Annotated in this window: 20 protein-coding genes; 9 read left to right on the plus strand and 11 right to left on the minus strand. The window is 60.4% G+C overall.

Features of this window, described 5'->3' with window-relative positions:
• Window positions 1-29: 29 nt before the first annotated feature.
• Window positions 30-1,253, minus strand: coding sequence for an adenylate/guanylate cyclase domain-containing protein (locus tag GDN47_RS09290; protein ID WP_152093127.1), 1,224 nt, complete (start codon window positions 1,251-1,253; stop codon window positions 30-32).
• Between the two features lie 57 nt (window positions 1,254-1,310).
• Here GDN47_RS09290 and GDN47_RS09295 point away from each other — a divergent pair, with 57 nt between their 5' ends.
• Window positions 1,311-1,943 carry a TetR/AcrR family transcriptional regulator gene (locus GDN47_RS09295; RefSeq protein WP_113351047.1) on the plus strand — a complete coding sequence of 211 codons (633 nt, stop codon included), beginning with the start codon at window positions 1,311-1,313 and terminating at the stop codon, window positions 1,941-1,943.
• A 188-nt stretch (window positions 1,944-2,131) separates the two neighbouring features.
• A complete protein-coding gene (locus GDN47_RS09300) occupies window positions 2,132-3,319 on the plus strand; it encodes an arabinose transporter (RefSeq protein ID WP_173002474.1) in 1,188 nt (395 codons plus the stop codon).
• 76 nt (window positions 3,320-3,395) lie between these two features.
• Here the strand turns inward: GDN47_RS09300 and GDN47_RS09305 are convergent, their stop codons facing one another.
• The 3 genes from GDN47_RS09305 to GDN47_RS09315 all read right to left on the minus strand — a co-directional run bounded on the left by GDN47_RS09305 (window position 3,396) and on the right by GDN47_RS09315 (window position 5,041).
• On the minus strand, window positions 3,396-3,989 hold the full coding sequence (locus GDN47_RS09305) for a class I SAM-dependent methyltransferase (protein WP_152093128.1): 594 nt from the start codon (window positions 3,987-3,989) through the stop codon (window positions 3,396-3,398).
• A gap of 151 nt (window positions 3,990-4,140) precedes the next feature.
• A complete protein-coding gene (locus GDN47_RS09310) occupies window positions 4,141-4,719 on the minus strand; it encodes a flavodoxin (RefSeq protein WP_113329543.1) in 579 nt (192 codons plus the stop codon).
• A gap of 70 nt (window positions 4,720-4,789) precedes the next feature.
• Window positions 4,790-5,041, minus strand: coding sequence for a hypothetical protein (locus tag GDN47_RS09315; protein WP_152093129.1), 252 nt, complete (start codon window positions 5,039-5,041; stop codon window positions 4,790-4,792).
• A gap of 584 nt (window positions 5,042-5,625) precedes the next feature.
• Here GDN47_RS09315 and GDN47_RS09320 point away from each other — a divergent pair.
• Together GDN47_RS09320 and GDN47_RS09325 are read left to right on the plus strand one after the other, a co-directional pair.
• Window positions 5,626-6,351 carry a response regulator gene (locus GDN47_RS09320; protein WP_113329545.1) on the plus strand — a complete coding sequence of 242 codons (726 nt, stop codon included), beginning with the start codon at window positions 5,626-5,628 and terminating at the stop codon, window positions 6,349-6,351.
• Window positions 6,348-7,847 (plus strand): sensor histidine kinase, encoded by a 1,500-nt coding sequence (locus GDN47_RS09325; protein WP_152093130.1) that lies wholly within the window; start codon window positions 6,348-6,350, stop codon window positions 7,845-7,847. Before GDN47_RS09320 ends, GDN47_RS09325 begins: the two co-directional genes overlap by 4 nt.
• A 291-nt stretch (window positions 7,848-8,138) precedes the next feature.
• Here GDN47_RS09325 and GDN47_RS09330 read toward each other — a convergent pair whose 3' ends face one another.
• The 4 genes from GDN47_RS09330 to GDN47_RS09345 all read right to left on the minus strand — a co-directional run bounded on the left by GDN47_RS09330 (window position 8,139) and on the right by GDN47_RS09345 (window position 13,417).
• Window positions 8,139-9,488 (minus strand): c-type cytochrome, encoded by a 1,350-nt coding sequence (locus GDN47_RS09330; RefSeq protein WP_152093131.1) that lies wholly within the window; start codon window positions 9,486-9,488, stop codon window positions 8,139-8,141.
• Window positions 9,489-9,699: 211 nt separating this feature from the next.
• Window positions 9,700-11,964 (minus strand): xanthine dehydrogenase family protein molybdopterin-binding subunit, encoded by a 2,265-nt coding sequence (locus GDN47_RS09335; RefSeq protein WP_152093132.1) that lies wholly within the window; start codon window positions 11,962-11,964, stop codon window positions 9,700-9,702.
• Complete coding sequence (locus tag GDN47_RS09340) at window positions 11,961-12,422, minus strand: (2Fe-2S)-binding protein (protein WP_113350675.1); 462 nt, start codon at window positions 12,420-12,422, stop codon at window positions 11,961-11,963. The genes GDN47_RS09335 and GDN47_RS09340 overlap by 4 nt, the downstream gene beginning before the upstream one ends.
• Before the next feature lie 275 nt (window positions 12,423-12,697).
• Window positions 12,698-13,417, minus strand: a complete 720-nt coding sequence (locus GDN47_RS09345) for a CDP-diacylglycerol diphosphatase (protein WP_113329550.1) — start codon at window positions 13,415-13,417, stop codon at window positions 12,698-12,700.
• 336 nt (window positions 13,418-13,753) lie between these two features.
• Between GDN47_RS09345 and GDN47_RS09350 the strand changes: the two genes are divergently transcribed.
• Entirely contained in the window at window positions 13,754-13,957 is a 204-nt protein-coding gene (locus GDN47_RS09350; RefSeq protein WP_092707204.1) for a hypothetical protein, read from the plus strand.
• A gap of 90 nt (window positions 13,958-14,047) precedes the next feature.
• On the opposite strand, the gene GDN47_RS09355 is transcribed toward GDN47_RS09350, so the two are convergent.
• Window positions 14,048-14,395, minus strand: a complete 348-nt coding sequence (locus GDN47_RS09355) for an NIPSNAP family protein (protein WP_152093133.1) — start codon at window positions 14,393-14,395, stop codon at window positions 14,048-14,050.
• A 548-nt stretch (window positions 14,396-14,943) separates the two neighbouring features.
• Between GDN47_RS09355 and GDN47_RS09360 the strand changes: the two genes are divergently transcribed.
• The 4 genes from GDN47_RS09360 (at window position 14,944) to fdxA (ending at window position 19,240) form a co-directional block, all read left to right on the plus strand.
• Window positions 14,944-15,417: a (2Fe-2S)-binding protein gene (locus tag GDN47_RS09360; protein ID WP_113329552.1), complete on the plus strand. Its 474-nt coding sequence runs from the start codon at window positions 14,944-14,946 to the stop codon at window positions 15,415-15,417.
• Window positions 15,417-16,400, plus strand: a complete 984-nt coding sequence (locus GDN47_RS09365) for an FAD binding domain-containing protein (RefSeq protein WP_113329809.1) — start codon at window positions 15,417-15,419, stop codon at window positions 16,398-16,400. Before GDN47_RS09360 ends, GDN47_RS09365 begins: the two co-directional genes overlap by 1 nt.
• Complete coding sequence (locus GDN47_RS09370; RefSeq protein WP_152093134.1) at window positions 16,397-18,685, plus strand: xanthine dehydrogenase family protein molybdopterin-binding subunit; 2,289 nt, start codon at window positions 16,397-16,399, stop codon at window positions 18,683-18,685. The genes GDN47_RS09365 and GDN47_RS09370 overlap by 4 nt, the downstream gene beginning before the upstream one ends.
• A 213-nt stretch (window positions 18,686-18,898) precedes the next feature.
• Window positions 18,899-19,240: a ferredoxin gene (gene fdxA, locus GDN47_RS09375; protein ID WP_152093135.1), complete on the plus strand. Its 342-nt coding sequence runs from the start codon at window positions 18,899-18,901 to the stop codon at window positions 19,238-19,240.
• A 65-nt stretch (window positions 19,241-19,305) separates the two neighbouring features.
• Here the strand turns inward: fdxA and GDN47_RS09380 are convergent, their stop codons facing one another.
• Together GDN47_RS09380 and GDN47_RS09385 are read right to left on the minus strand one after the other, a co-directional pair.
• Window positions 19,306-20,703: an amidohydrolase family protein gene (locus GDN47_RS09380; RefSeq protein WP_152093136.1), complete on the minus strand. Its 1,398-nt coding sequence runs from the start codon at window positions 20,701-20,703 to the stop codon at window positions 19,306-19,308.
• Window positions 20,704-20,710: 7 nt separating this feature from the next.
• Window positions 20,711-21,634, minus strand: a complete 924-nt coding sequence (locus GDN47_RS09385) for a LysR family transcriptional regulator (RefSeq protein ID WP_069610244.1) — start codon at window positions 21,632-21,634, stop codon at window positions 20,711-20,713.
• Between the last annotated feature and the right edge of the window lie 19 nt (window positions 21,635-21,653).

A 21,653-nucleotide genomic window follows, 5' to 3' on the forward strand; every position in this document is an offset into this window, starting at 1 on the left:
GCAATCTCGTGAGAGCTGTCATTCGCATTTCAGTGGTCGCCGGAGATATCGAAACCGACGATGTCGACCGGATGGTCGAAGCCCCTCAGAGCGTGGCGGCCGAAAGACTTGCATTGAATGCCGGCGGCCTCCGCGAGAGCCGAAGTCATCAGCATAACTGCGTCCAGATCCTTGGCGAGGGCCTGCAATCGGGCCGAGCGGTTTACCGGCGTGCCGATGATCGTAAACGAAAATCTGCCTGCGGAACCGATATTGCCGTGAACGACGTCGCCGATGTCGATGCCGATCCGCGCCCGCAGCGGCGGCGCCGTCTTTCGTGACAGCATGGCATTGACGCGCTCCAGTGCCTGCAGCCCCTCCAGCGCGGCCTTCACCGCGGCGGCGCAGAGCGGGCGTGCGCTTGCAGCGTCCGGAACGGGGAAGAACATGACGACGGCGTCACCGACATGACCGGAGACCTGGCCGCCGGCGCGGGACACAGGCCTGGTAATCGTCTCGAAGAACAGATTGAGGTGGTCGATGAGAGGCCGGGGGTCCAGTCGTTCGGTCAGCGAGGTGAACTGGAAGAGGTCGCAATAGATCACGATCGCCCGAATTTGCTCGACCTCGCCAAGGCCCACGCGGCCGTCGAGCAAGGCGGTTGCAGCATTGCGGCCGAGATAGGTCTGCAGCAGAACGCGCGCGGCGGCGGCATTCAATCGGGCTCCGAGGGCAAGTGCGAAGACCGGCGTCAAGAGATGCAGCAGCTCTATTTCCATCGCTGAAAACCCACCGGGACGCTCGGTGATGAACAGGCTCATGACGTCGTCGAAGAAACCGAGCGTGACGTCGGGGGCAAGATGGTTCGCAAAGGCGATGGCGTCCGTTGCTCTATCCTGCGGAACGGATGCAAGGCGACCGCTGCGAGCATCAAGGCGGAGAACCGTTGCGTCCTCCTCCAGCATGGCAGTGAAGATCTTACCGCCGAGAATATTGTCTTCGGTGCCTTCGCCGTCTCGCCGCCAACGAATGAAATGCTGCACCCTCTCCGGATCGACGGCATCACAGCCGATCTCGATCGTCGAAATGTCGAGACCCACCGCATACAGCGCACGGCCGAGAAGAATGACGAGCTCGGAGTCGCTCGCGCCGGCAAGTGCGGCTTTCACCAGGCTTTGGCTCACATGCGAGACAGTCTTTGCCAGGGCGTCGGTTTCGACTGCTCCGCGTGCCGGCCCGCTGCTTTCATCGCCATGTTGTTCTTCGGTTTGCATGGCGCGCAAAATACGATTAATTCGTCATCTTTCCTATTCGCATTGTCAGGCCTCGATATGACGGATCGTCCAAGAGCCCGGATTTCCTCGCGAAAGCAGCCGAAGCAGGCTCGCTCGACCGAGCTCGTTTCCGCGATCCTGAGTGCTGCGGCTCAGGTTTTGGCAACGGAGGGCGCTCAGCGCTTCACCACCGCACGCGTTGCCGAAAAGGCCGGTGTCAGTGTCGGCTCCCTCTATCAATACTTCCCCAACAAGGCAGCGATCCTCTTTCGCCTGCAAAGTGACGAATGGCGGCGGACTTCGGATATGCTGCGACGCATCCTCGAGGATACGGCAACGCCACCGCTGGGCCGATTACGCTCCCTGGTCCACGCGTTCATCCGCTCCGAATGCGAGGAGGCCGCGATGCGTGTTGCGCTCAACGACGCGGCGCCGCTTTATCGTGATGCGCCGGAGGCGCATGAGGCGCGGTCATCCGGGGACCGCATCCTGCAGCTCTTCATGCGCGAAGCCTTGCCGGAGGTCGATGACGCGGCCCGTGTCCTGGCGGCGGACTTGATCGCCACGACGCTGAGCGCGACGGGAAAGCAGCTTTCGGAAAGCACGCAAACTGCGCAGGAGATCGAAGCCTATGGCGATGCCATGGCGGATATGTTCTGCGCCTATCTTAAAAGCCTCAGGCTTCGGTGAGGGGCGGGCCAGCATGCCTCCGGCGCGGTCAACGCGATGTTGACACGCTTGCGGCAAGCGCCTATTGGAATGGCAGCCGGCGGTGCCGGCCGTAAGCGTTTGACGTCAAGCAACGCACTCAACGATCCTCGTCGGTCGGAGTGCGTTTTTTTATGCCTTCGCCGATTGAGGAAAGCCTGGAGATTATCATGGCTTTTCAATCGACACCCGATCCGGCGCGCGGCCGGCTGCTGCTGCTGAGCGCCATTCTTTTCATTTCCTATCTTTGCATCGGCATCTCGTTTCCGATCGTGCCGCTTTATGTGAGCGGTCAGTTGCGGCTCGGCAATGTCTGGGCCGGGCTCGGCGTCGGCATCGCCTTTCTGGCAACCATCCTCACGCGCGGCTATGCCGGCGAGCTCTCGGACCATCGCGGCGCCAAGGTGGCTGTGACGCGGGGGCTTGCATTCTATGTCGTGGGGGCTTTGATGGCTTTGGGTGCCGGCGTTCTCACCGACACGCCGTTGCCGTCCTTTCTACTCCTCCTTCTGGGACGCTTGGCTTTGGGGCTGGGCGAAAGTCTGGTTGCCGTCGGCATCATCGCCTGGGGCATTGGCGTCGTCGGCCCGGCTCGTTCGGGCAGGGTTCTGGCGCTGGTCGGCGCCGCCATCTATGGAGCGCTCGCCGTAGGCGGGCCGATCGGTCTGGCTTTGTTCAGCCGGTTTGGCTTTGCCGGGACAATGGCGATCAGCGCTGTTCTGCCATTCCTAGGGCTGATGGCGATCTGGCGGGTTCCCGCCGTTGCGCCTCATCCCGGTGCGCCACTCCCGCCATTCTGGACCGTCGTCGGCAAGGTCTGGCTGCATGGGGCGGTCGTGTGTTTTCAGGGCATAGGCTTCGCCGCGATCGGTGCCTTTTTCACGCTGTATTTCCTTGATCGGGGCTGGAGTTATGCCGGGCTGGGCCTGACGGCCTTCGGCGTCGGCTTCGTTCTGGTACGCGTGCTCTTCGGCCATCTGCCTGATCGTATCGGTGGCTTGCCGGTCGCGCTCGGGTCACTGGTGGTCGAAGCGGTAGGCCAATTGCTGATCTGGAGTGCCGCCGATCCCATGCTCGCCCTGGCGGGTGCCTTTCTGACCGGGCTCGGATGCTCACTGATCTATCCTTCCATGGGCCGCGAGGTCGTCCGGCGAGTGGAACCGCATCTGCGCGGCACCGCGCTTGGAGGCTTCTCGGCCTTTCAGGACCTCGCCTACGGGCTGACCGGGCCATTTGCCGGCCTTCTGGCCGACCGGACCGGCTATGGCAGCGTCTTTCTGGCAGGCACCGTCGCCTCGATCGCCGGCCTGTTGATCGCATTCTCGCTCCGCAGGATACGCACTGTTGCGTTCAGCTGATTGATATGGCGGTCCCTGCGTTCGGCCGGGACCGCCAGTAGGCTTGGCAATATGCCCAGCGACATCCTTGGCACAGCTATAGGGCAGCGAAAACCGCGCCGTAGTGATAGGGCGGCAGCTTGATCACGGCCTGGGACTTGAAGCCGAAGGTCTCGACAATCGCCGCGACCTTGGCCGGCGCCATGCGCATCTCGGTCTTGGGGCCGCGCGGCAGCCCGAGCACCGTGGTCTCCTCGCGCGATCGTGTCTCCCAGTTGACGATACCGAAAAGCCCCTTGGGAGCGAGCACCGAATGGACGGCGCGGACGAGGCCAGGCTGATCGGGAACACCGTGAAACGTGTTCGCCATCAGGACATAATTGATATTTTCGGGAAGATGTTTTGCGACGTCGCGCGCATCGGCATGGATCCATTTTTGCACGGAGACGCCTTGTCGATCGGCTTCCGTCCCCGCCATTTCGAGCATGGTTTCGTCCAAATCGAGCGCATAGACCTTTCCGGCAACGAGTTTTGCCAGCGGTGCGGTGAAGTAGCCATCGCCGCAGCAAAGATCGAGGACGGTCATGCCGGGCTTGATGCCGAGTGCTTGGAGTGTTGCCAGCGGATCGGGCCAAAGTGCCGTCCACCAATCGCGGTCCGGCATCGATGTCGCTGGAAATGCTTCGCCCATTGGGATCTCCGCAGATGGAGGACTTGCGGCACCATAGAATACCATTGATACCGCGGCGTCAGAATATCACGGCGAATGCGGCGTCATCGCGACAAGAGGCTGCAACATGCGTGGATGGTGGAGCGAGAGCAATCCGCGTGTGTTGGCGACCTTAGAGAGCTTGCGGCGCATCCTTCGGCAGGCTTTTGAGAGCCCAGGATGCGATGGCCTTGTCCGCCAGCCTCTCCGTGACCTCGAATTCGCTGATCATCAGGCTGGGTAGAAGCGAAGCGCTGCGTGCCTGTGCGGCAAAATTCCTTTCATAATGCGCCGGCTCCAGCACATATGTGGAGAAGGCGGCAACCTTCCGCCCCCCAAAATCCATCCGTTCGAGGAAACTCATGACAGGCGGCGTGATGGTATTCCACCACACCGGGCCGCCGACGAGGATCAGGTCGTATTTCGAAAGATTGGGAAGGCCATCGAGCAAGGGAGGAAGCTCTCCCGTTTCCAGCTCGTATTTGGACTGCTCGGCTGCACGCTGCATGTCGAGAGGATAAGGGTTGCGCATCTGGATTTCGAAGAGCTCGGCCCCCAGGAGTGCACGAAGCTTTTCGGCAACCGCCCTGGTATGGCCGGTATAGGAATAATAGACGACCAGAGCCCGTCGTTCGTCTGCGGCAAAGCTCCATCTGGGTGCGGCGGCCGCGGCCACCATCGATGTCAACACGGTGCGGCGGGAAAGGTGCATGGGTTTGCCTTCCGATTTAAACGAGGCTTTTGGGTGCGGAAGATGACCGGACAATTTCGACGGCGGACAATCATTGCTGCCGCGCCGATGAAGCGCCCATCGATGCCGCGGCCCTTTGGGCCGGCAGCATAGGTCCGCCGGAAGTCTGCATTGCTTCGTCGAGGCGCTGCTCGAGAACCAGGGGATCGGTTTCGCCCTCGTCGGCGAATTTCATGAGCTCGCGGGCGGCGATGATCGCCGTTCGATCGGCGAACTCCAGTTCGTGCCGGGCGCAGAAGATTTCGAGAACGCGGCGAAGCGTTGCGATCTGTGATAATTCCATGGCCAATTCCATATCCTCCTGTCAGCGTCGATAGTCTCGACCGGGCAAGTGATCTTCGGGCAGGAGGTTAAGACGCTCATGTCGCAGCTTTGTGCCGGAGATGTAAAAGCCTGTCGCCGGCGATGGCGGCGCCGGCCATCGGCTCTGGCACAGGCCGGCGCGGCAGTGATTGTTGGACGGCTGCCGCAAACGGCCTATTTTGCAGAGCAAATGGCAGGATTTGCCCTTGATCGAAGCCGGGCGATGTCGTCGTCGCATTCCGTCAAGACAGGGCATATCGGCGGTGCGGGAGCTGCGACAGCTTGTTACAAATTTGCCCGTCCGCGGCACATCCATGTGACAACAACCTTATAGTTTGTCAGCTGCAGGGGACCTCTTCGCGCAACATATCGATTGGATTTCGAGGACAGGTTCGATGAAATCCGTATCCTCTCGATACGGCTTGCACCGGCTGTCGCAAGGTTTTCAAGTGGGGCGTGCCGCTTGCGGCGCAACCCTCCGGTCTATGTGAAACTTTGATACACTTTTTTCGATGCGGCTCGGAGCGGCCTTCTGTAGAATGACTTGAGATCGTGGAAACCGTCATGCAAAAAGCTGCGCACATCGCCGTCGTCGATGATCATTCGGACATAAGGGACCTTGTCGGCCAATATCTCGAGCAGCAAGGCTATAAGGTCAGCGTCGCCGATAGCGGGCTCGCCCTGAGACGGATCCTCGAGCGCGGTGCGGTGGATCTGATCGTTCTGGACGTCATGATGCCGGGCGAAGATGGTCTCTCCGTCTGCCGTCATCTCAGGGCGACGACGGATACCCCCATCATCTTTCTGACCGCCATGAGTGAGGATACCGACCGCATCATCGGCCTTGAACTGGGGGCTGACGATTATCTGGTGAAGCCATTCAATCCGCGCGAATTGCTGGCACGCATCCGGGCTGTCCTGCGTCGGGCCAATGGTGTGCCGCAGCAGCAGCGGGAAACGCTGAAAAAGGCCAGGGTTATCCGCGTCGCTCAATGGCGCGTCAATATGGGGCGGCAGGAGCTTTCGGGCGACGACGGTGTCGGCATCCCGCTCAGCACCGCCGAATTCCGGCTTCTGAAGGTCTTCCTCGAACGTCCGGGCATGGTGCTCAGCCGCGAGCAGCTTCTCGATCTGACGGTTGGCAGGACGGCCGACATCTTCGACAGAAGCATCGACAACCAGGTGAGCCGCTTGCGCAAGAAGATCGAGCCGGATCCGAAGAATCCTTCGGTCATCAAGACGCATTGGGGCGGCGGCTACAGCCTCTCGGCGGATGTGGGGTTCGAATGATCTACTGGTGGAGGAGGAGCCTTGCTGCCCAGTTCATCGGCTTTACCCTGCTTGCCCTTGTCGTCTCGCAGTGCCTGACGTTTTCGATTTCCTGGGACGAGCGCACCAAGGCGCTGCATGCCGCCATGAAAAGCGAATTCTTCAGCCGGTGCGCCTCCGTCACGCGCTTGATGGAATCCATGCCCAAGCCGTTGCGTGAACAGGCGCTGCTCGCAAGCGAGACCAGCTATTCCCGTTTCTGGCTTTCGCAGATTGAGCCGACGGATGCCGGCGCATGGCGCTCGCGTGCGGCAAATGAACTTGCACGGCCGATCGAGAATTTTATCGACCTTGGAGCGAAGTGGGGCATGCGCTCGAGCCCGGATGTCGATCATCTGATGTCGAAGGGGGTAATGACGGCGAACGCCGGCGAGGACTGGGCTACCCCACCGCCCGTTCTCTGGAGCCTGCCGCAGCCGGCAAAGTTCGTTTATTTCGGGGATCGCAATGGATATGGCCTTGCCGTCAAGCTCAATGATGGCATGTGGCTGAATACGGCGTTCTATAAGAATGTCGGCGACCGCTGGTGGGATATGAAATCGCTCACCTCACTTGCGACCACCGCGCTCATCCTGTCGCTCATCGGAGTATTCATCGCCAGCCGCATCGCACGCCCGCTGAGACGGCTTGCCGTTTCGGCGGAAGCCTTGGGGCGCGGCGAAAATCTGCCGCCGTTGCCGGAGCAAGGACCTGACGACATCAAGCGTACCGCCGAAGCATTCAACCGCATGCAGGAGCGTCTGCATCGCTTTGTCGATGATCGAACGAGGATGCTGGCCGCGATCGGCCACGATCTCAGGACGCCGCTGACATCGCTGCGGTTGAGGGCCGAGTTCGTCAAGGATCCGGACGTACAGCAGAAGATGCTGGCGACCATCGATGAGCTTCAAAGCATGACGGAAGCCGCCATTTCCTTCGCACGCGGCGAATCCACGGCCGAGGAAACGCGGGCCATCGAACTGGAGGCGCTGGTTGGCAGCATTTGCGACGATCTTGCCGATCTTGGCCTGCCGGTGGAATATATCGAGGGGCCAAAGACGACTTATCGCTGCCGGCCCGATGGCTTGCGCCGCGCCGTCCGCAATCTTGCGGAAAATGCGGCGCGCTACGGCGGCCATGCCAGGGTCCATATTCACCATTCCGCCAGCACCATCGATATCGTTGTCGAAGACAATGGCCCGGGCATACCTGAGGATATGAAGGAAAAGGTATTCGCGCCCTTCTTCCGTCTGGAAGCTTCGAGAAACCGGGGCACGGGCGGCGTCGGACTCGGCCTGTCGATTGCAAGGGCAGTGGCACGGCAGCATGGCGGCGATATCCTGCTTCAGCCCAACAATCCCGGTCTGAAGGCCATCATTTCCCTGCCCCAGGAAGGGCAGGTCAAGACGCCCTCGTCGCGGGTAAGCCGGAGAAGAAAGCGGGCGCAAGCTCTCAAGCTTGCCGGGCAGGAACACTAAAGCACGTCGCGATCTTTCAGATTCGCTTTCTGTGCTTTAGTTCCTTGATTTTGCGCATGTCGTTCTCGCAAAACCGCTACACACTTTTGCGCGACATGCTTTAGATGCTCGACCCGGCTTATGGTAGGGCAACCGCATGAACTGAAGTCGTTGCGGCGTCCCTTCTCCCCGCCGGGGAGAGGGAATTTTCAGTGCTCATCCGCCCCATGTGCAATAGCCCTGCGGCTTATGGGGAGACAATGCCGGAAGTCACGAGTAGCGGCACGGCAACGGTCAACGGGCAACCAGGCGCTACCGCATCTGCAATATGATCGGGCTGCTGCTTGCCGGATCCGTATGCTCGCGTAGGGCCTTCACATCGTTTGCTGCAACCGCTCCGCCGTGATTTCCCCACGAAGAGCGCACGAATGTCAGGACATCGGCAATCTGCTGGTCCGAAAGCTGCTGGCGGAACGGCGGCATGCGATAGGCATCCGGAATTCCGTTCGCCACGACGCGGCTGGAACCGTTCAGCGTCACATTGATCTGCGATGCGTTTTCCTTCGCAAGCGAAGCGGCAGAGCCGGCGAGCGGTGGGATCCATTGCTGCTTTCCGCGTCCGTCGACGCCGTGACAGAAGCTGCATTTTGCAACGAAAGTCTGGGCGCCCGGTATCTGCTCACGGTTGGAAAGCGATACGTTCTGGGCGGTGCCTTCGTCGTATTGCCAGGGCGTGCCGTCGCGGGCGGGATCGCCGGGCAGGGATTTCAGGTAATGGCTTATTGCCTTCAGGTCGTCATCACTCATGAACTGTGTCGAATTGTTGAAGGCATCCGCCATGGAGCCGAAGACGACGGCGTGACCGTTCCTGCCGCTCTTGAGGAAGGCATAGATATCCTCCTCGCTCCAGCGGCCAAGGCCGGTATTGGGATCGCCGCGCAGGCTTGGCGCATACCAGCCGTCGAGAAGAGCGCCGGAAAGATAGAGCGGACTGCTCTCATCCAGCGCCTTTTCTGCCATCGTAATGGCGCGCGGTGTATGGCAGCTGCCGCAGTGTCCCGGCCCCTGAACGAGATAGGCGCCACGGTTCCACTGGTCGTCGCCGGCCGTTTTCGGCTGATAGGTGCCGCCTTCGGTGAAAACGGCGTTCCAGAGTGCCAGAGGCCAGCGCATGTTCATCGGCCATTTGATGTCGGAGGGTCTGTCCGCCTGCTGGACCGGCGCGACCCTATTCATGAAATAGGCATAGAGCGCTCGAATGTCGTCGTCGCTCATCTTCACATAGGAAGGGTAGGGCATGGCCGGATAGAGGCGATGCCCGTCCCGCGCAACACCCTGGCGGACGGCGCGGTCGAAATCTGCGAGCGTATAGTTGCCGATCCCGGTTTCCTTATCCGGGGTGATGTTGGTCGTGAAGATGGAGCCGAGCGGCGTCCCCATTTCCAGCCCGCCGGCGAAGGGAGCGCTCTTCGGCGTGCTGTGGCAGGCGACGCAATCGCCGAGGCGCGCAACATATTCGCCGTGCTGCAGCAGGTCCTCCGAGGGCGCCTGTGTCGCGGCGACACTATCGAAGGGCGAAGCCGGCGTGCGCGTGACGAACCACGCAATACCGCCGGCCACAAGCACGATAATCAGGAGAAGAACCAGAAGAAGTTTCTTCAAGAGTGTGCCCTCATGTCTTTGCTTCGGGATTTCGTATGCGGCTGGAGCATGATGTCGAAAAGTGTGATCGGTTTTCGGACGACATCATGCTCCACTTTAGTTCTAGAGCCGGACAAGATCGTCCGGCTCTAAGGGGAGCCAACCAAGCCGGCTCTCGGACCGAAAATGTGCCGAGAGCCGGAACTTTGCCTGGCGCAGCGAGTGCTGCGTCTCAGCTTTCAAAGGTGTAGTTGGAGAGGGGCATACTGCGTATCCGCTTGCCCGTCAGCGTGGAAACCGCATTGGCGACCGCCGGAGGGACGGCTGGCAGGCCCGGCTCGCCGATGCCGCCCATCTCTGCCCCGCTTTCGACGATGCGGACGTGAACGCGCGCCATGCGATCCGGCGGCAGGATCGGATAGAGGTCGTAGTTGCGCGCCACCGGCTCGCCGTTCTTGTAAACGGCCTCCTCCATCAGAACCTGTGACATTCCGAGCGCAGTCGCCGAATTGATCTGTGCTTCGATGATCGCCGGATTGACGATGCTGCCGGGATCGATCGCTTCCCAGACATCATGGACGACGACCTGGCCGTTGCGGATGGAGACCTCGGCGATTGTCGCCGTATGGCTGCCGAAGGGAGAGGCCATGGCAACGCCACGCGCCCGCTTCGAGCCATCCTCCGCCGTGAAGGGACCCCGCTTCCAGCCGCCTGAGAGATCGCCGGCCGCTTTCAGGAGATTGCTCAGCCGCTCGTTCTTTTGCAGCAGCTTGAGGCGCAGCTCGTAGGGGTCCTGCCCACCCTTGTCGGCCAGTTCGTCGAGGAAGGTCTCGTAGAAGAAGTCGTTCATGGAATTCCCGACAGAGCGCCAATAGGCGAGTGTCGTGGGGTTTTTGACGTAGATCTGTGCGATGCGGTAGTTCGGGATTGCATAGGATTTGCCGGCCAGGCCCTCCAGGGCCGTCGGATCCAGCGAATCCTCCTTGTGACCGTAAACGCCCTCCGTCGGTCCCTCGCAAGCGCTGATGGCCTCGAGCGCCACTGGCATACCGTTGGCATCGAGTGCGCCGCGGAAGCGCACTGCCGCCATCGGGCGCATCGGATCGCGCAGAAATTCCTCCTCGCGGCTCCAGATCAGTTTGACTGGCCGCCCTACCTCTTTTGCAAGCTGGATGGCCTGCGGATAGGGATTGGCGGACGGATACAGGAAGTGCCGTCCGAAGAAGCCGCCCAGAATGGGGCTGTGGAGCGTCACTTTCGATGGGTCGAGGCCGGTCAGCTTGGCGATATCCGCCTGGAATTGCTCGGGCGCCTGGTTGGGCATCCAGATTTCGAGACTGCCATCCGGGTTGAAGCGGGCTAGGGTCGATGGCGGCTCCAGCTGCGCATGATGCAGATACTGGCTCCTGTAGGTGGCGGAAATGACGGTCTTGGCGCCGTCGAACGCTTTGGCGATATCGCCGACATTCTCCGCCTCCTTGCCATTGCCCGGTTCGTTGGCGAGCTTGTCGTTGAAAGCTGTTGTCGAAAAATCGGCGGGCATATAGCGGAGCGCAGGATCGGCGTCCGAGCCGGGTTCGCGCCAATCGACTTGAGCGGCTTCTGCTGCCCGCTTGGCATTCCACCAGCGTTCAGCGACGACAGCAACAGCGCCGGACAGACTATGGACGGAATGAACACCCGGCATCGCCTTCACCTGGTCTTCGTTGCGGATCTTGCCGACCGTCAGGCCGAGGCGGGGAGCGTGCTGGACGGCGGCATGCAACATGCCGTCAACCTTGCAATCGATCGCGTAGATTGCCTTGCCCGTTGACTTGTCATGCATATCGAGCCGTTCGACCGGTTTGCCGATCCATCGGAATTTGCTTGGGTCCCGAAGCGCGACGTTCTCAGGGGCAGGAACCGGCAGATCCAGTGCTTCGCTCGCAACGTCGCCATAGGCGAGGCTGCGGCCCGATGCGGCATGGATCACGCGGCCGGGTTCCGTCGTCAGTTCGGTAATCGGCGCATCCAGGCGCTTGGCGGCTGCTTGCAGGAGCATGTTGCGGGCGAGCGCGCCGAGCCTGCGCATGGTCTCATAGCTGGTGCGCACCGACATGCTGCCGCCGGTGATGCGCATCTTGCCGTGCACGACAAGATAGTCGCTGCCTGTCGGCGCATTTTCGACAATGAAGGTCTTCGGATCGGCATCGAGTTCTTCGCCGACGATCTGTGCCATCGCAGTGAAGACGCCTTGCCCGCCCTCGACGAAGGGGCTCATGAAGCGGATGGTGCTATCCGGGCGGATTTCGAGGAATGCCGGAACGCGAGTGCCTGGAGGCATAGCGCTTGCCGCCTGCTGTGCCCGTGCCCGGCCGACAGGAACGCCGAAGCCAAGCACGAATGCCCCGGCTGCCGCACCGGCAGAAGTGAGGAGAAAGTGCCGGCGTGAGATGTTGACCGGAGATCCGGTAGGGAATTCATCCTCCGGAACGAGATTGCGGCTGGTTTCGGTCATAGCGTCTCTCCTTCCTTGGAGGAGAGGTCTTTGACCGCCGCCTTGATCGCATTGTAAGTCCCGCATCGACAGAGATTGATCATCGCCGCGGCGATTTCGTCATCGGAAGGGTTTGGCGTTTGTTTGAGGAGCGCGGTCGCGGCGACGACCTGCCCCGATTGACAGTAACCACATTGCGGAACCTGATGCTTGACCCAGGCGGCGACAACACGCTTTCCAACCGGGTCGGCTTCGATCGCCTCGATCGTCGTGACCTGTCGACCGGCGACGCTGTCGAGCGGCGTCACGCACGAGCGCACCACTTCGCCGTCGACAAGGACCGAACAGGCGCCGCATTGTGCCAGCCCGCAACCATATTTGGTGCCGGTCATGCCCAACTCATCACGGATGATCCAGAGGAGCGGTGTATCTCCCTCCGAATCGACTTGGTAGGATTGGCTATTGATTTGAAGATTCATGAGGCGCCTCCTGAGGCTTTCGATCGCGAACCTTCAATGCCGGTGCTGTTCGATGATCTGGATGCTCAACGAACGGATGACGTATAGCTCAGGCTCACAACCCGGACTATAACACTGAACCGGCCGCATCAAAAAGATTAGTATGTGAAACGTGATAGACGTTAGAAACCAGATTCATAAATCCGGTTTCCAGGCCTTTTTCGTTCGCGCAAAGGGGCGGCTGCATCGAAGAAGTGATCGATGCAGCTTTCGCGCCAAGCGATAATATGCTGATTCTAATGCGTAATCGCGCAGCTATGGTCCTGCACGTCCTCGCCGCCCATGCCCGGTGCGGCGACATCCGTCAGGACGATGAAGCCGGGGCCGTCGGCGAAGTTGGCGCCGACCACCACGAGATTGTGATCGCCCATTTCCTTTGCCGGGTCCTTCAATGTCTTGGCAAGCGCCAGGAATGGATTGAAGTCGCCCAAAGTCTCGCCCTTGACCCGGACCGCCGTGAACCTGTGGCCGGCGATGGTATCGGGAAGAGGTGCCCAGTCGGCACCAATTTTGTCGGCATCGGCCTTGAGGACTGCCCGTGCATCAGCGCTCAGGCAATCGATGTGGATATGCAGCTGGTTCTGTGAGCGCGCTTGCTGTGCGTTAATAGCCAGGCTGAGGCCGTCACGCGGGAGCGCATGCGGCAATCGAACATCGACATCGGCCCGCTCGGCCCAGGCATCGGCAAAGAAGTTATGCGTTGCAGGATCGAGGAGCGCCGCGCTCTCCATGCCGGTAATCTTGTCGGTCGGAATCAGCAGAACTTGCGCAACGCCCCGCAGATCCTTCAGCATCGCGTAGTGTTCGGCCGTATTCACCGAAAGGCAGGGTGCAGTTTGTACGACGCACTTGTCATGAACGATCTTCCAGAGCACGTCGGAGTCGGCGAAGGCCGGCGCGAAAAGGAGGGGGAGGAAGGATGCGGCAAGAGCCGTGACGCGATACGAGAATGTCATGGCGGGAAATTTCCTAGGTTCAAACGGTTTGGTATTGTCCGAAATTCTGGAAGCTTAGCACAGGCCTATTAGGCTGATGTGACGGCTTGACGGCGGCAAGTGACAAATGTGGGCAGGCGCGTGCCGCAGAGATTGCGCAGCATCAGCTTCGCTTCATCTTGGGCTAAGGCCGCTTTCAGTTTAGTTGCCTAAATGGCAGGAGCCGGGGAAAACCATGTCTCGCCCCAGGGAGGAAAAGGTCGCTTGCGGTGACTTTCCAAACATCGGCTGCGAGGCGTTCGCAACGCTCGATTGCCGCAACTTTGCGGCAGACAAAAAAACGATCAGGAGCTTGAAATGGGTATCGGAAAGCTGATTGAAGAAGTTGCAGGTGCCGTGGCTGCCGACGAGGCCGTCGAGGCTGTCGACCCGAATGCCGGTTTCCTGACGAAGGCCGCCGCCGCCGTCGCCGGTTTCGAAGGCGTCAACAAGCTGACGGACGTGCTGAAGGAGAAAGAACAGGAGCCGGCTGCCGACAATAGCGGCGACCAGAACGGCTGACAGGAAGCGGCAAGCACGCCTGCCGAAAAGATTTTGAAAGCCGGGCATGTCCCGGCTTTTATGCCTGGCGCATCAATCTGCTGTCCGTCTTCAGCCATCGGCCTCGACGGAGATAAAAGGGCGAAAGAATGCAGTCGGCTGCAGGATCGAACTGGCGATATTGGCGATGATCGGGCCTGAAGCCTCGCTCTTTGCCAAAGCTTCCTTCCAGACCGGATCGGTTACGAACTCCGCCCATTTCCGCTGGCGTTCCTCTAGTGATTGCCATTCAAGTAAATAGATGAGGTCATTGCTGGACGGTCCGATCATCGTCGTCCAGAAACCGATGGGGCGGATTCCGATCCGATCCCAGATCGCCAGTGTCGCCGTTTCAAAACGCTCCTGGAGCGCTGGCAGCTTGCCGGGTAGGCAGGTATAGATGCGCATTTCATGGATCATGAAAATCCTCCTTAAGTGAATTCACAAGAGGTCGAGCCTGTCACTGACGGTCAGATTTAAAAATAGTTGAGCGATGACAGGAGGTTGTGATCATTTTGGTGCTGAATCAAAATGAGGGTCCGATGGCCTCGGCTACTATTGCTCGATTTGAGCATAACTTAGGTACGCTTCATTTTTCAAGTGATTTGATGGATGGGGAGCGGGCATTGATCGATCCCTTCACCCCGCCGGCTCGCAAGAAGGGACCGAGGACAAATAGCAGAGGCTCTTTCGATCCGCCTCCTGCCCATCCTCTATCTCGATCGTTTCAAAGCTAGATTCGCCCGAATGTCGGGGCTTGACGAAAACAAGCCAGGCATTAATTTAAACGGAGGCGCCTCCGTTTATTTGTTGCGTCCTCCGCTTCCCAATTCAGATGAGAGCCGATCATGACGTCAGAATTCCATCGGCCCATCTTTCCAACAGAAACCATAGCAACCGGTAGACCGACGGATAGATTCCACTAGATTCCGCAGGTCTCTTCTTCGTGACGATGGCAGGAGCTTATCATGACACGAACCATCCATATCGCGCTCGACATTAACGGGCAGCGCCACGAGCTCGATATCGAGCCGCGTGTGACGCTTCTCGATGCGCTGCGCGAGCAGCTTTCCCTCACCGGCACCAAGAAGGGCTGCGATCAGGGACAGTGCGGCGCCTGTACCTGCCATGTCGACGGTAAGCGCGTGCTATCCTGTCTGACGCTGGCCGCGCAGGCCGAAGGCCGCGAGATCACGACGATCGAGGGACTGAGCGGCGAGAGCGGCGATCTGCATCCGGTGCAGGCCGCATTTATCGAGCAGGACGCTTTCCAGTGCGGCTATTGCACGCCGGGCCAGATCATGTCGGCGGTTGCCTGCATCCGCGAGGGACATGCCGGCTCGGATGCGGAAATCCGCGAATATATGTCCGGCAATCTCTGTCGGTGCGGGGCCTATAACAGCATCGTCGCGGCGGTGCGTCAGGCCGCGGAGGTGGCATGATGCGAAACTTCTCCTATCTGCGGGCCACATCGACAGCAGAAGCCGCCCAGGCGGCGCAGCAGGCCGGCGCCATGCTGCTTGCCGGCGGAACGACGCTGCTCGATCTTGCCAAATGCGGTGTCGGCGAGCCCGATACCGTCATAGACATTACCCATCTTTCCGGTATGAGCGGCATCACCGTAACCGCCGATGGTGCAACGATCGGCGCGCTTGCCAGAATGAGCGAAGTCGCTGACCACAAGGATATCCTCGCGGCCTTCCCGGCTGTTTCCGAATCCTTGTCTCTGGCCGCCTCCGCCCAGCTTCGTAACATGGCGACAGTCGGCGGCAACCTCCTGCAGCGGACGCGCTGTTCCTATTTCCGCGATCCCGGCGCCTTTCCCGCCTGCAACAAGCGCAATCCCGGCTCCGGCTGTTCGGCGATCGGCGGCGTCACGCGCAATCACGCCGTGCTCGGAACCAGCGAGGCCTGCATCGCCTCCTATCCCGGTGATCTGGCGGTTGCTCTGGTCGCATTTGACGCCGTGGTCGAGACGGATAGCCGTAAAGTCGACATCGACGATTTCTTCCTCGTTCCCGGCGACACGCCGAACAAGGAAACCGTCCTGCAGCGCGGCGAGATCATCACCGCTATCACCATTCCTGCCTCCCCCGCTGCCCGGAACTCCACCTACCTCAAGGTCCGTGATCGGCAGTCCTATGAATTTGCTGCCGCGAGTGCCGCAGTCGGCCTGGAGCTTGAAGCCGACGGGAGAACGGTGCGTGATGTCCGCGTGGCAATCGGCGGGGTTGCCACCAAGCCCTGGCGGGCACGGGCAGTCGAGCAGGCACTCATCGGCAAGGCTCTCACTCCGGAGGCTTTGGAGAAGGCCAGCCGGCTCGCCATGGAGGGTGCCGCCGATCATGGCGGCAACCATTATAAGATCGAACTTGCGCCGCGCGTCATCGTCCGCGCCATTCAGAAGATGGGAGGTCTCGCATGACCATGATGGAACCCCGCAAGCACGGCGATGCGTCCGACGGCACCGTCGGCGGTCGTCAGTCGCGCTTCGAAGGCAGTATGAAGGTAACGGGTACGGCGACGTATGCGCTGGAATATCCGGTCGAAAACCTCGCTTATGCCGTGCTCATCCAGAGTACGATTCCGGCTGGCCGCGTTGTCGAGGTGGATGCTTCGGCAGCACTTGCGATGCCGGGCGTGCTGCTGGTGCTGACGCCGGAAGATGATCTCGGTCTCAAGCTTTCGGCTGATTGGGGCGGCAATAAGCCCGCCGACGGACCCTACTATCCGCTGCCGCGTGATGTGGGTTTCAACGGACAGTCGATTGCCGCTGTCGTTGCGGAGAGCCGCGAACTGGCGACGGAGGCCGCCAGGCTGGTGCGCGTCACTTACGAAGAGAGCCAGCACGTCGCCGATCTCAACGATCCGAATGCCGGCGAGGGCAAGCTCATGGAGCCCCTCTCGATTGCCTGGGGTGATGCCGAGGCAGCACTTGCTGCTTCCCCGGTTAGGATCGAAGCGGAATATTCGACACCGCGCGAATATCACGTGGCGATGGAGCCGCATGGTCTGACGGCGAAATGGGATGGCGACCAGCTGACGATCTGGGAGCCAAGCCAATGGTCCCATGGCATGGCGCGCATGTATTCTGAATGGTTCGACATGCCCTATGAGAATGTCCGGATCATTTCGCCCTTCATCGGCGGCGGTTTCGGATCGAAGGGGGTGCCGCTTGCCTATGGCGCGGTCGCCGTTGCGGCTGCCAGAAAGCTAGGCCGGCCGGTGAAACTAGCGGTCACCCGCCCGCAGAATTTCACGAGCTATGGCGGGCGCGCCGCGACCAGGCAGAAGATCGCGCTTGGCGCGACGGAAGACGGTATCCTGCAGGCGATCGTCCATCACGGTGCCAGCGAAACCTCGGTCGATGCCGACTGGCCGGAGCAGACGGGGGCGGCAACGTCGATCCTCTACAAGGTCGAGAATTTCTCCTCGCAGCATCGTGTCGTGCCGGTCAATAGCGTCACGCCGGGCGCCTTGCGTGGTCCGGGCAAGAACCCGAGTGCCTACGGCATCGAATGTGCGATCGAGGAGTTGGCCTACAAGCTCGGCATGGATCCGCTCGAGATAAGGCTGAAGAACTATGCCGATCACGACTATCAATCCGGCAAGCCCTGGTCGACGCGCAGGCTACGCGAGGCGCTGACGGAAGGCGCGGAAGCCTTCGGCTGGTCGCGGCGCAGCCACGCGCCGCGCTCTATGCGCGACGGCAAGACTCTGATCGGCTGGGGCATTGGCTGCGGCACCTTCCCGGTCATCCGCGCACCGAGTGAAGCGATGATCCGCATTCTCGCAAACGGTCGGGTCGAGGTCGTCAGCGGCGCCATCGATATGGGGCAGGGCACCTACACGATCCTTGCCCAAAGCGCTGCGGAGGTCTTCGGCATTCCGGTCGATCAGGTCGAGGTCTATCTCGGCGATTCACGCCTACCGGGTTCGGCGATCGCCGGCGGTTCCATGCTGGCAGGCTCGATCATGGGGGCCGTCCATAAGGCGGCGGTCGCGGCCCGCGACGAACTCATCGGCCTTGCCCTCAGCGATGCCAATTCGCCCTTCCGCGATACGGGTGCAAATACGCTGAATTTTGCCGAAGGGCGCATCGCAGCCCCGCGTGGCGAGGCACCATCGCTGACGCTCGCCGAACTGATGTCCGCGCTGAAGCGCGAGGAGATCGAAGTCCGGCGCAACACCCTGCCTGACGGTGCGAACGCACAGGAGCAGCTTCAGGCGTGGACCACCATGGCCAGGGTTCAGGGACCGACCATGGGCGATTATTCCATGCATAGCTGGTGCGCCCATTTTGCCGAAGTGCGAGTCGACGAGGACTTCGGCACGGTGCGCGTCTCGCGCATAGTTTCCGCCTTTGATTGCGGCCGGCTCTATAATCCGAGGCTGGTGGAAAGCCAGTGGCGGGGCGGCATCATCATGGGCATCGGCCAGGCGCTTCTGGAAGAGGGGTTGGTCGATCAGCGTAACGGACGCACCATCAACAACAATGTCGGCGATTACCTCGTGCCGACGAATTCCGACATTCCGGATATCCAGGTGATCTCCGTCGGCGTTCCGGACCATAATGCTTCGGCGCTCGGAGGCAAGGGCGTCGGGGAAGTCGGCATCGTTGGTGTCGCGCCTGCCATCGCCAATGCCGTGTTCCATGCCACCGGCAAGCGTGTTCGCGACCTGCCGATCACGCTGGAAAAGCTGCTCTAACGACAGTTCGGCTTGAGCCGCATTGTGTAAATGCGTGCGGCTCAAATGCCTCAAGCCTATCTCATTTCCGGTGGGTGTATTCCAACAGATTTTCTCCCTCGTGAGCGTTGCCATTTCGGCAATCAGAAGGCCGAAAATCGGCGCTTCTTCAGAACGCTCCCATTTGTCATAGTTCGTCGAAAGCGCCCTTGAGAGCGCTGCGAGGCGAGCGTTATGGCTTACGTAATCACCGAGCCCTGCATCGATACGAAGGATGGCGCCTGCACTGTCGCCTGTCCGGTCGATTGCATCTATGAGGGTGGACGTATGTTTTACATCCATCCGGACGAGTGCATCAATTGTGGCCTCTGTCTCTCGGTCTGTCCCGTCGACGCCATCCTGTGGGACGAGGAAATGCCGGCGGAGCGGCTGTTCCTGCGCGACGTCAACCGCGATTTCTTTGCCGACGGCGTGACCGGCTGGGGTGCCCCCGGCGGCTGGGACAAGAGCCACACGACCAGTCTCGATCATCCCTTCGTGGCGGCTTACGATGGTGCGCCCGAAAATCGATTGTGATACAAAGATGTCCTGATTAGGTGTCTCCGCTGCCTTTTGGGCAGTGGTTGTTGCCTCTCGCGATATCAGGAAATGCCGGGCCAGCTCGCATAATAGGCGCGCGTCGCTTCTGACAATGCGTTGACGAGAGGCCGTTGCCTCTCAAGTCTCGGCAGATCGGCTCTTGCCTGCGCCAGGAGCTCGGCAAGGGCAGCATCGAAGTCGACGCCTGTCAGTTCGCCTCCGCGCATCACCTCGCGGCCAGCCACGACAAGTCCGCGGGCGTATTGCGCGCTCATGCGCGTCAACAGGACCTCCGCCTTGTCGACATCATCGAACAGCGCATCGGCGATTAGGGCTTTATAATCGATGATCGTAAAGTCTTCCGCATTCTTGGCATTGATGACCTGCCTCCCAACCCGGATTGCTGCGTGGAAGACATTCTCGGCCGTCAACTGTCGCGTCAGGTTACGTCCGCCATGCAGCAGATAAAGGAGACGCATTTCCCGCCATAGATCCTGGTCGTCATCCAGCCCTGTGCCGTCGAGGCCGATGGCGAATGCGGGCCTGCCGAGTTCGGTCATGGATGCGATCGGAGCGATGCCGGAGCGAAGACGCAGATTGGCTGAGGGATTGCTGACAAGCTGCACGCCGCGCTCGGCAAGCAGTTCAAGTTCATCGGGGCGCAATTGGACGCCATGGGCGATGGCGAGCCGCGGCGACAGGAAGCCTATTTTGTCGAGATAGTTGACGACGCCCTCGCGAAAGCGGCGGTCCAGCCATAGGCGCTGGCGGGGACTTTCGAGCAGATGCATGTGTATGCGTCGATTATGATGCGCAGAAGCCTCGGCAATCGCCTCCAGAAGTGCGTTCGAGCACCATTGCGGCCCGATCGGCCCATACTGCACATCGACCAGCGGGCTGGTGTTGACCGCAGCGATCGCCTCGACGGCTGCAAGTTGGGTGGGGATCGGAGCGTAGGCTGGGATGGTCGGCTCCAACGCCTGCCAATCACCTGTGGACAGAAACGGCTTCAGGCGCTGCGGCCCACCATCATAGGCCCAGGCATCATGGTCGAGCAGCGGACAGGAAAGCGCAATTCGAATGCCGATATCGTTGGCGGCCCGTATGACGGCGCTTGCCTCATCGACCAGACGATCGACATTGAGCGAGTTGTGGCAGTGCATCGTCGCGCCGACGCCGGTTTTGGCCAGCCGGCCGAAGGCGACAAGCGCCTCGAGATAGGGATCGGTGCGCGGCCGCAGCCTCAAGCCCGGTATCCACACCTCAAGTCCGTCGTCGACCGCGCCAAAATCAAGTGTGCGGATGCCATAGCCATGATCGTGGGCGTTGACGGGTGAGGGGAGGATGAGGTCGCCGGGCAGCGCAGTCGCAGCGTTGAACTGCAATGGCAGGTCTGTCAATCTGTCGAAGCGCATGGCCGGGTCGTAGCCAGGACATTTTAGCAGGCGGATCGTTTTCATACTTTTCTCATCTGCTGACGATGGCTCTCAAATCCTCGCCGAACCTACGCAACTCGGTATTAAGCAGCTCGATGACTGCTTGGCTAGCATGAGTTAGATGCCGATCGCGGGGGACGAAAACAGCGATATCGACGGTGCTGAGCTTGAAGTCCCGAATCGGAATGGCAACGATTTCGCCCGTCTGGATTTCCGGCCAGAGTCCAACCGGGGTAAAGAAACCAATGCCGTCTCCCGACATGATTAATGGTTTGAGGAGGATTGGATTGTTGGATGCGACCAACGTTCGCCCCACACGATTAAGCCCCGCAAGCTCGACCGCTATCGCCGAACTGACGACTTCGCTGTCGAGCGCCAGAAGCAGCTTATATTGGGCGCATTCTGGCAGCGTCACCGATTTCGCCCTAGCCAATGGATGCGATGAAGCGACCATGGCCATGAAGGCTGTGCGGATCGACCCCACAAGCTTCAGGTCATGTGGGGTCGCAAGATCAAAGCTGATGCCGATATCAATGTCGCCCGCAGCCATGAAATGGAAAATATTGTTGTAGGCTCCCGCTCGGACGCGAAAGTCGACTGCAGGATGCAGCTTATGAAACCTCTTAATGAAATCAGGAAGAAACGTGACGAGCAGGCTGTCGAGGGCGGCGATATGGACGCGGCCCGTATTCTTTCCCTGAAGGTCACCGAGATTGGACTTCATTACCTCGAAGTCCTGCAGCGTCTCCTTGGCGTGGCGCAGCACGATTTCGCCGGCGGACGTCAGCCGCAGCCCGTCGGAAAAGCGTTCGAAGAGCGGTGTTCCAAGCTCGTCTTCGAGCTTCTTGATCTGGCGGCTGACGGCGGAGGTTGCCACATGCAGCTCTTCGGACGCCTTGCGGATGGATCCAGAGCGTGCGACCTCGGTGAAATATTTCAGGATGCTGGCATGCATAGAAAGCCCTCGGCAATCT

The sequence above is a fragment of the Martinezella dioscoreae genome, assembly GCF_009176305.1.
In the GTDB taxonomy this organism is placed as follows: domain Bacteria; phylum Pseudomonadota; class Alphaproteobacteria; order Rhizobiales; family Rhizobiaceae; genus Rhizobium; species Rhizobium dioscoreae.